The sequence below is a fragment of the Arcobacter sp. CECT 8985 genome, from assembly GCF_004116495.1.
Taxonomy (GTDB): domain Bacteria; phylum Campylobacterota; class Campylobacteria; order Campylobacterales; family Arcobacteraceae; genus Malaciobacter.
In genome coordinates, this window is record NZ_PDKC01000052.1 from 1 (window position 1) to 9,587 (window position 9,587).

The following is a 9,587-nucleotide window of genomic DNA, read 5'->3' on the forward strand; positions in this document are numbered from 1 at the left end:
CTTATATATAGTTTACTTATGTATTTAAAATGTATTAAACACTGCATAAAATTAATTTTTGTTTAATTTATTATATTAAATAGCACTACTTAATGCATTTCTCTTCAAGAAAAGATATAATCTAATCACAGAAAAATCTATAAGATTAGATAGAATTAAAACAAAAAGAAGATAAAAATGATAAATAATAAAATTTTTAAATTAATTCTTACAGATAAAGAAAATGCAAAGTTTAACATGCAAATGGACAAAATTCTTGCAAATTCTTTTAAAGAAGATGATTTACCAATTTTAAGACTTTATTCATGGAAAGACTCTTTTACAGTAGGATTATCACAAAAATGTGAAGACTATCCTCTTTATATAAAAGAGTATAAAAACAACTGTGCCAAAAGAATAACTGGTGGAGGTATTTTATTTCATGGACATGATTTATCATATAGTTTAATTTTACCAAGTAGTTACATGGATGGTCTTAGTGTAAAACAAAGTTATGAGCAAATTTGTCAATTTCTTATTACTTTTTATAAGCAGTTAGGATTAAATGCTTGTTTTGCAAAGGATTCAAAAAATGTCACACTAAGTAAAAGTGAATTTTGTCAAGTTGGTTTTGAGGCATATGATATTTTAGTAAATGATATTAAAATCGGAGGAAATGCACAAAAAAGATCAAAAAAAATGATTTTTCAACATGGTTCAATACCTATTAAAACTACTAAAAAAGATATAAAAATAGGTTCGAGCTTAGAAGATTTTTCAATACATCTAAGTTTTGATGAAGCACGGCAAAAAGTTATTGAAGCTTTTAAAAAAGCTTTTAATGTAAAATTTGAACAATCAGATTTAACAAAAGAACAAAAAGAGAAATTAAATCTATTATTAGAGGATAAAAAATGAGCGTAGATGAAAATAAAGTAAGTTTTAAAAAACCAGAATGGCTTAGAAAGAAGCTTGTTCCACATGAACAGAAAAAGATGGAAGCACTACTTGGTGAACATAGCTTACATACTATTTGTCAAGAAGCTAAATGTCCAAATATAAGTGAGTGTTATTCAAAAGGAAATGCTACATTTTTAATATTAGGTAATATTTGTACAAGAAGATGTACTTACTGTAATGTTCACACAGGAAAACCAACAGAAGTTGACTTAGCTGAAATTGATGGAGTTACAGAATCTGTAATAAAACTTGGACTTAAATTTGTAGTTCTTACAAGCCCAGCAAGAGATGATTTACCAGATGGTGGAGCTGAACAGTTTTATAGAGTAACTCAAAATATTTTAAAGAAATCCCCAGGAACACAAGTAGAAATTTTAATACCTGATTTTAAAGCAAAAGAAGAATCATTACAAAGAGCTGTTGATAGTGGTGCAGTTATTATTGGACATAATGTAGAAACAGTTCCTTCACTTTATCACATAAGAAGAAATGCTTCATACCAAAGAAGTTTAGATGTTCTAAGAAGAATAAAAGAGTTAGGAAAAGATAAAGTAAAAACAAAAAGTGCTTTAATGGTAGGACTTGGTGAAACAGAAGAAGAGATGATTCAAGTATTTAAAGATTTACTTGCAGTTGGTTGTAAGTTTTTAAGTATAGGTCAATATTTAGCTCCTTCTGGAGATTATGAAAAAGTTAAAGAGTTTGTAAAACCAGAACAATTTCAAAGATACAAAGAAATTGCACTTGATTTAGGTTTTGAATTTGTACATAGTACTCCATATGCAAGAAGTTCATACTTAGCGCATGAGTATCTATCAAAAGACAAAAATAGTATATAATTAAATTAACAAAAGAAAGGATTTATCTTGAATAATAAAAAAGTTGGAATAATTGGTGTAGGGAATGTAGGTGCTACTTTAGCTTTTACTTTAGCTACAAAAAGTCTTTGTTCACAAATTGTATTAAAAGATTTAAGAGAAAACATTGTAGAAGCAATGGCTTTAGATATTTCACAATCTGCAAATGCAGCAAATGCACAAACAAAAGTTTCAGCAGCCAAAGAGCCTGAAGATTTTTCAAATTGTGATGTTATAGTTATTACTGCTGGAATTCCAAGAAAACCAGGTATGAGTAGAGATGATTTATTATTAACTAATGCAAAAATTATGACATCTGTTATTAACGAAATTAAAGATTATAACAAAGATGCAATTTATATTATTGTTTCAAATCCATTAGATGCAATGGTTTATACAGCACTTAAAGCTGCAAATATTGATAAAAATAGAGTACTTGGAATGGCTGGTATATTAGATAGTGCAAGAATGAGTCACTTTATTCAAGAAAAAATAGGAAATGAAAAAAGTAAAATTGAAGCATCAGTAATGGGTGGACATGGTGATGATATGGTACCATTAGCAAACCACTCTACAGTTGATGGTAAATCTTTAGATACTGTTTTAAATAATGAAGACATAGAAGAAATTATTACTAAAACTAGAAATGGTGGAGCTCAAATTGTAAAACTTCTTGAGACTGGCTCAGCATATTATGCTCCTGCTTATTCATCTTCACTTATGGTTGAAGCTATTTTAACAGACAACAAAAAAGTTTACCCTTGTGCAGTAATGTTAAATGGTGAATATGGTTATGAAAATATTGTAGCTGGTGTTCCTGTAAAATTAGGGAAAAATGGAGTTGAAGAAATAATTGAATTAGACCTAGATGAAAAACAAACTTCAGAATTTGCTAAATCAATTGCTTCAGTTAAAGAGCTTGTTGATACTTTAGAAAATAAATTTTTCGTATAAACCTCCCAAAAAGTTACACATTATCGTGTAACTTTTATTTTATTAAATTAAATATAACTTTTCTAATTACTCTAAAAGGATTTATATTGAGTGTTTTTTTGACATTATTAATGAAAATAATTCCTCTATATTTTAGCATTATTTTAGGAGTTTTTTCTACTGCTTTTTTAAATTGTAATAAAGAGACAATTGCAAAAATTTTACTTTTTATTTTAGCTCCTATTATCGTATTTAATGCAACAATAAGTGTGAAACTAGATGCTTCAGTTGTATTTTTGCCTATATTCTTTTTTGTTTTAAGTACAACCATTGCATTTACTTCACTTAAATATTTCAATAAAATATATTCTGATAATACTGCTAATTTATTAGCTTTTAGTACAGCCACAGGAAACACAGGAAATATTGGCATTCCTCTTGCTATTTTATTTTTAGAACCTAATATTGTTGATGTTTTTATTTTTACAGTATTAGCCTCACTTTTATATCAAAACTCAGTTGGATATTATATAACTGCAAAAGGTAACTTTACTGCAAAACAGAGCCTTTTAAAAGTTGCAAAGCTTCCAGTTTTACACGCTTTTATTTTAGGTGTAGTATTAAATATATTAGGGTTTAAAATACCTGAAATGTTTATGGATTATACAAATTACCTAAAAGGTGCATATGCAATATTAGGAATGATGTTACTTGGAATGGGTATGGAGAAAATCAAAACAAATAACTCATTTGATTTGAAATTTATAAATTATACTCTTTTTATCAAGTTTATAATTTGGCCTGCATTGATTATATTATTTATATTTTTTGATAATAACTTTATTCATTTTTTAAATAAAGATTACTATCTTCTTATGTTTATTTTTTCAATTGTTCCACTTGCAGGAAACACAGTAACAGTTGCTACTTTACTTGATGTAAAACCTCAAAAAATGTCAATTGCTGTATTTATCTCAACAATTGTATCACTATTTTATATACCTCTTATGATATTTTTATTTGGAATGATGAAATTTTAAAAAAGCTACTTTTTATAAGCTATTTTTTTAAACTTAAAACTATTTATAAGACCTGATAAAATAACAAAAAACAATCCTAGAAAATATATAGGTAAAACAGGCTCATCAAAAAATAATATTAGAAAAAATGCAGCTAAAATAGGTGTGATAAATATAAATGGTGCAACTTTTGATGCATCAAATGCTTTTAAACCTTTTATCCAAAATAAATATGAAATTCCATTTAAAAATATACCATTTATTAAAATACTAAACCAATCAACATAAGAAGAAGGAATAGAAAAACTAGAATAACTTCCAACAGAAATCGCTGAATAAATAATTGCTGAAAAGAAATACAACATCACTGCATTTGTGGCATTTACTTTAACTTTTTTACTCAATACAGAAAAAAGAGCAAAAGAAATAGTTCCTATCATTACAATAAATAAAACATCAATTTGAGAAAAATCCAAAGTAGAAAAATCCCCTTTTGTTATAACTAAAACAACACCAAAAAAACCAAAAATTATAGAAAAAAACTTTCTAGTTGTAAAAGCCTCTTTTAGTATAAATAAAGAGAAAAATACAATAAATATAGGCCACATATATTGTATAACTAAAACCTCTAATCCATTTGCTTTTTTATATCCAAAATATAAAAGTAAATAGTATAAAAAATCTAAAAATCCTAAAAACAAAAGTATTAATATTACTCTTTTTGAATAATATAAAATTTGATTTAAACTCTTTTCATAAACTGCAACAATAAATATAGATAAAAAAGAGATAATTGAAGAATAAAACAAATATAAATGGTGGTCAAGTTCTGAGTGTGTTATCTTTACAAATGTAGGTATTAAAGACCATAAAATTATACATAAAGCGATATAAACAATAGCAATATTTTCATTAATTAGTTTTTTCATTTAAATTTGCACTTTTGTATTATTAAAGATTTATTCAAAGTAATCCCTTGCTTATAAATATTAATTTAATTTTCAAATAATAAAAAAAAGCTTTTCAATTATTTTACATCATAAATAAGCTATAATATTAGCTTATTTAAAATTAAAAACTATTTTATATATATACTTATTTTTAATCAAGGGATTTATAAAATCAAATGGCACTAATAGACTTACAAAACATAAATAAACAATACGATACAAAAGTTATTTTAAAAGATGTGAACTTTACATTAACACAAGGACAAAGGGTTGCTGTAATTGGTCAAAATGGTCAAGGTAAATCCACTTTACTTAAAGTTATTATGGGTGAGGATGAGGCAGATTCTGGTGAAAAATCAATCGATAAATCTGTAAAAATTGAAATGCTTGCACAACAACCAAAATTTGATGATGATTTAACTGTAAGAGAAGCTATTGAACAACAATTAACTGAACTTAGTCAAGCAAGAGCAAGATATGAAGAGTTAACTCAAGAACTTTCTACTGATTATGAAAATCAAGAATTATTAAAAGAGCAAAGTGAACTTGCTACTTTTATTGACTTTCATAATGCTTGGGACTTAGACAATATGATTGAAAGAGTCTTAAAGGAATTTAGGCTAAAAGAGTATGAAAACAAAGATGTAAACCTTTTAAGTGGTGGTGAGCAAAGAAGAGTTAGCCTTGCAGGACTATTACTTAAAAAACCTGATATTTTACTTCTTGATGAACCTACAAATCATCTTGATGTTTATATGGTTGAATTCTTAGAATCTCTTCTTATGAAAAATAACTTTACATTACTTTTCATATCACATGATAGATATTTTATTGATAATATTGCTACAAATATTGTAGAAATTGAAGGTGGTAATTTAAGAAAATTCAATGGTGGATATAGTGATTACTTACAACAAAAAGAAGAGATATTATCTAGTATGCAAAAAGAGCATGAGAATCTTATCAGACTTGTAAAAAGAGAAGCACATTGGATGCAAAGAGGCGTTACAGCAAGAAGAAAAAGAAATGAAAGAAGGAAATCAGAGTATTTTGAACTAAAACAAAAAGCAAAATCAAACCCTGCACAAATTAGAAAAATGTCTATTGAGCTACAAAGAGAACAAAAAGCTTTTAATAATAAAACGGGTGAAACAAAAAATAAAAGAAAAATGCTTTTTGAACTAGATAAAGTTTCTAAATCTTTAGGTAATAAACTTCTAATTAAAGATTTTACTACAAGAATTTTACAAAAAGATGTAATTGCAATAGTAGGACCAAATGGAACTGGAAAATCTACAATGCTAAAACTTTTTACTGAAAAATTAAAAATCGATCAAGGAAGATTTAAAAAAGGTGATTTTTCTATAGGATATTTTGACCAACACAGAGAGATGCTTGATGATTCAAAATCATTAGTAGAGACATTTTGTCCAAATGGTGGAGATAGAGTTGTATTAGATGATGGAAGAAATATGCATGTTTTTGGTTATTTAAAGAACTTCTTATTTCCAAGAGAGTATCTTGATAAGAAGATTGGTGTTTTAAGTGGTGGCGAAAAAAATAGAGTTGCTTTAGCACTTCTTTTTACTAAAGATTATGATTGTTTGATTTTAGATGAGCCCACAAATGATCTAGATATCCCAACAATTAATATCTTAGAAGAGTATTTACAAAACTTCCAAGGAGCACTAATCTTCGTAAGTCATGATAGATATTTTGTCGATAAAATTGCGACGAAACTATTTATTTTTAGAGGTATTAATGGAAAAGTTGAAGAGAGTTTTCAACCATACACTGAATATTTAGAATTTGAAAAAGAGATAAAAGAGTTAGAATCTTATGCAAATGACATAGAAAAATCCCAAATTATTCAAGAAAATAAAAAAACTCAACCTAAAAAACAAACAAAGTTAAGTTATAAAGATCAAAGAGATTATGATAATTTACCAAAAGAGATTGAAGAACTTGAACAAAAGATAGAAGAAATCAATCAATGCCTTTCAAATCCAGAATGTTATGAACAAAAAGGAATAGTGGCAGTTTCTAAAGAATTAGAAGAAGTTGAAGAAATTTATGAACAAAAGGTTGAAAGATTTTTAGAACTTGAAGAATTAATAGAAAGCTTTAACGCATAAGAAGATATAATACTAAAAACGAATAAGGAAAAAAATTATGAGTTTAAAAGAACAATTAAAAAATGATTTAAAAGATGCTATGAGAGCAAAAAATCTAGTAAAAAGAGACTCTATTAGAGCAATAAATACTATGATTAAACAAATTGAAGTTGATGAAAGAAAAGAATTATCAGATGAAGATGTTTTAAAACTAATTCAAAAAGGTATAAAACAAAGAGAAGAAGCAGCAGAGCAATATAAACAAGCAAATAGAGAAGATTTAGTTGAAAAAGAGATGGAACAAGTAAATATTTTTAAAGAATATTTACCAAAACAACTAAGTGATGAAGAGCTTGAAACTTCTATAAAAGAGATTATTCAACAAGTTGGAGCACAAAGTATGAAAGATATGGGAAAAGTTATGGGTGTTGCAACTAAAAAATTTGCAGGTACAGCAGATGGGAAAAGAATAAACGAAACTGTAAAAAAAATCTTAGGATAACATAAATGACTAATATGCAGGAGAATATAAAAGAAGTTTCAAAACAAACAATAAAAAATCTTTTTAATAAACAAATAACTCCAACTCCAAATGAATATCATAAAGAATTTTGTTTAGTAGCAAAAGAGTATAAACTTAATTTAAATGAATGTAATCAATTTAAAGAGTTAGTAAAAAGATTAAATAAAGAAGAGCAACAAGAAATAAAAGAAAAAAAAATCACAACATTTGAAGATTTAATTCCTGTATTATTAAATAGAGTTGCGACAAAAAATCTAACTACTTTGACAGCATTATTTAAAGAGTCTATTAGTCCATCTATTTCAATAGGATTAGATGAAAAGATTTCAAAATTTTCTGTTAAAATTGGAAATTCTCCTGCACTTCTTTTTGAAGAAGATATTCAAAAAGAGATGCAAAATTTTATTACTGAAAGATTTGAAGCTGACAAAAAAGTTGTAAAAGAAAAAACTGCAGAAATTGCAAAACTTGTAACTTTGATGGGCAAACACTTAACAGAAGCTATTACTAGTAGTGGAGAAAGTGGAAGTGAAGTTTCAAATATTAAAGATGAAATACAATCAATAAAAATCAAAGACAATAATGCAAAAGAGCTTACAAATCTTCAAAGTAAACTTATAAATGCAGCTATGTCCATTGAAAATGAAATGACACAAGTGGGAGAAAAACTATCTTCTGGGAAAAATAAAGTTAAAGAACTTGAAGCGAAAATAAAAACTTTAGAAGAGCAACTAAATAAATCAAAAGAAGAGAGTTTAAAAGATCACTTAACAGGTGTATTAACTAGAAGAGCTTATGAATATGAAGCTAAAAAAATAGAAAATAATTTTCAAAGAAATGATACACAATATGCAATTGTATTTATTGATATTGACCACTTTAAAGCTATAAATGATACTTATGGACATGGTGGAGGAGATATGATTTTATCAACTTTTGGTAAGATTTTATCTAAATATACAAGAGATTCAGATGTAGTTGGAAGATACGGTGGAGAAGAATTTCTTGTATTAATTCACTTTAATTTAAAAAGAGAATTACTTAAATATTTAAAAAGAATAAAAGGTATTGTAAACGAAAATAGTTTTGTATATAAAAATGAAAAAATAAAAATTACTTTTTCAGCAGGTGTTACAATAAGAAATGATCATACTTCGTATGATAGTGCCTTACAAAAAGCAGATATGCTACTTTATAGTGCAAAAGATCAAGGAAGAAATAAAATCATATTAGAGAATGATACAGTTATTTAATTAGTAATAAATTAATTATTTGTTTATTTTATTACTAAGTTTTTTATAATTTCCCTTTTTTTTATGATAAAATAAATTATCTATTAAAAAGAGTCATTATGAAATTAGATAAATTTTTTATAAAAATTAGACCTGCTATTTCAACAATTTTAGTTTTATGTGTACTTTCTGTAATTATTGTTAGTTTATCTTTGCAATACTATTTTTTAAAGCAACTTGCTTTTGATGCTACTGAAAATAGTTTTAAAAACATCACTTTTAAACTGACCAATAAAATACAACAAATAGATAAAACAAGTAATGATATTATTGATATATTTGAACTTTATAAAGCAACTACTACTATTGCTAAAAAAGGTGAAAAGCACCCTCTTCTAAATCTTTTTACAACAACTTTAGAAAATAATCACTATATCTATTCGGTTTATTTAGGAAATAAAAACAAAGATTTTTACGAAATAATAAATCTTGATATTGATACCAAAATAAGACAAAGATATAATGCTCATAAAAATGCAAAATGGCTTATTTTAAAAATTTACAGAGTTAAAAACAACAAAAGAGTAGAGTTTCATGAATATTTAGATAAAAATTTAAATTTAATTAAAACAGTGCAAGATGAGCCAACTTACGATCCAACAATAAGACCTTGGTATATTGCAGCTAGTAAAAGTAATAAAATTGTAAAAACTCTTCCATACGAATTTGTCTATTCTGCTGAAGGAGCAAAAGGAATAACTTATGCAAAAAAAATAGATAATAGTAATACTATATTTTCTATTGATTTACTAATAAATAACATAAGTAACCTACTTCATAAAGAAGCAGGAAAAAATGACAAAATTATTTTATTTAAACAAAATGGAGATGTTGATGCATCAGTAAATTTTAAAGATAAAATTACTGATTTTAAATATAAAAAAATATTTGATTTAACTCTAAAAGATATAAAAAATATTCATTTTATTCAAACAATTGATAATAAAGAGTATTATGTAT

The 9,587-nt window shown here is 25.9% G+C and carries 9 protein-coding genes; 8 read left to right on the plus strand and 1 reads right to left on the minus strand.

Annotated elements, in window-relative coordinates:
- The first annotated feature begins 177 nt into the window (after positions 1-177).
- The 4 genes from CRU93_RS13555 (at position 178) to CRU93_RS13570 (ending at position 3,769) form a co-directional block, all read left to right on the plus strand.
- Complete coding sequence (locus CRU93_RS13555) at positions 178-897, plus strand: lipoate--protein ligase family protein (RefSeq protein ID WP_129104726.1); 720 nt, start codon at positions 178-180, stop codon at positions 895-897.
- Positions 894-1,778 carry a lipoyl synthase gene (gene lipA / locus CRU93_RS13560; RefSeq protein WP_129104727.1) on the plus strand — a complete coding sequence of 295 codons (885 nt, stop codon included), beginning with the start codon at positions 894-896 and terminating at the stop codon, positions 1,776-1,778. Before CRU93_RS13555 ends, lipA begins: the two co-directional genes overlap by 4 nt.
- 27 nt (positions 1,779-1,805) lie before the next feature.
- Positions 1,806-2,750, plus strand: coding sequence for a malate dehydrogenase (gene mdh / locus CRU93_RS13565; RefSeq protein ID WP_129104728.1), 945 nt, complete (start codon positions 1,806-1,808; stop codon positions 2,748-2,750).
- 86 nt (positions 2,751-2,836) lie between these two features.
- Positions 2,837-3,769 (plus strand): AEC family transporter, encoded by a 933-nt coding sequence (locus CRU93_RS13570; RefSeq protein ID WP_129104729.1) that lies wholly within the window; start codon positions 2,837-2,839, stop codon positions 3,767-3,769.
- A 5-nt stretch (positions 3,770-3,774) separates the two neighbouring features.
- Here the strand turns inward: CRU93_RS13570 and CRU93_RS13575 are convergent, their stop codons facing one another.
- Positions 3,775-4,677, minus strand: a complete 903-nt coding sequence (locus CRU93_RS13575; RefSeq protein WP_129104730.1) for a DMT family transporter — start codon at positions 4,675-4,677, stop codon at positions 3,775-3,777.
- A gap of 197 nt (positions 4,678-4,874) precedes the next feature.
- On the opposite strand from CRU93_RS13575, the gene abc-f reads away from it, so the two are divergent.
- From abc-f to CRU93_RS13595, 4 genes are all read left to right on the plus strand, one after another.
- Positions 4,875-6,833, plus strand: a complete 1,959-nt coding sequence (gene abc-f, locus CRU93_RS13580) for a ribosomal protection-like ABC-F family protein (protein WP_129104731.1) — start codon at positions 4,875-4,877, stop codon at positions 6,831-6,833.
- A 37-nt stretch (positions 6,834-6,870) separates the two neighbouring features.
- Entirely contained in the window at positions 6,871-7,314 is a 444-nt protein-coding gene (locus CRU93_RS13585) for a GatB/YqeY domain-containing protein (protein WP_129104732.1), read from the plus strand.
- Positions 7,315-7,319: 5 nt separating this feature from the next.
- Positions 7,320-8,588 carry a GGDEF domain-containing protein gene (locus tag CRU93_RS13590; protein WP_258238935.1) on the plus strand — a complete coding sequence of 423 codons (1,269 nt, stop codon included), beginning with the start codon at positions 7,320-7,322 and terminating at the stop codon, positions 8,586-8,588.
- A gap of 98 nt (positions 8,589-8,686) precedes the next feature.
- A partial coding sequence (locus CRU93_RS13595; RefSeq protein WP_164967697.1) for a hypothetical protein occupies positions 8,687-9,587 on the plus strand: 901 nt, incomplete at its 3' end.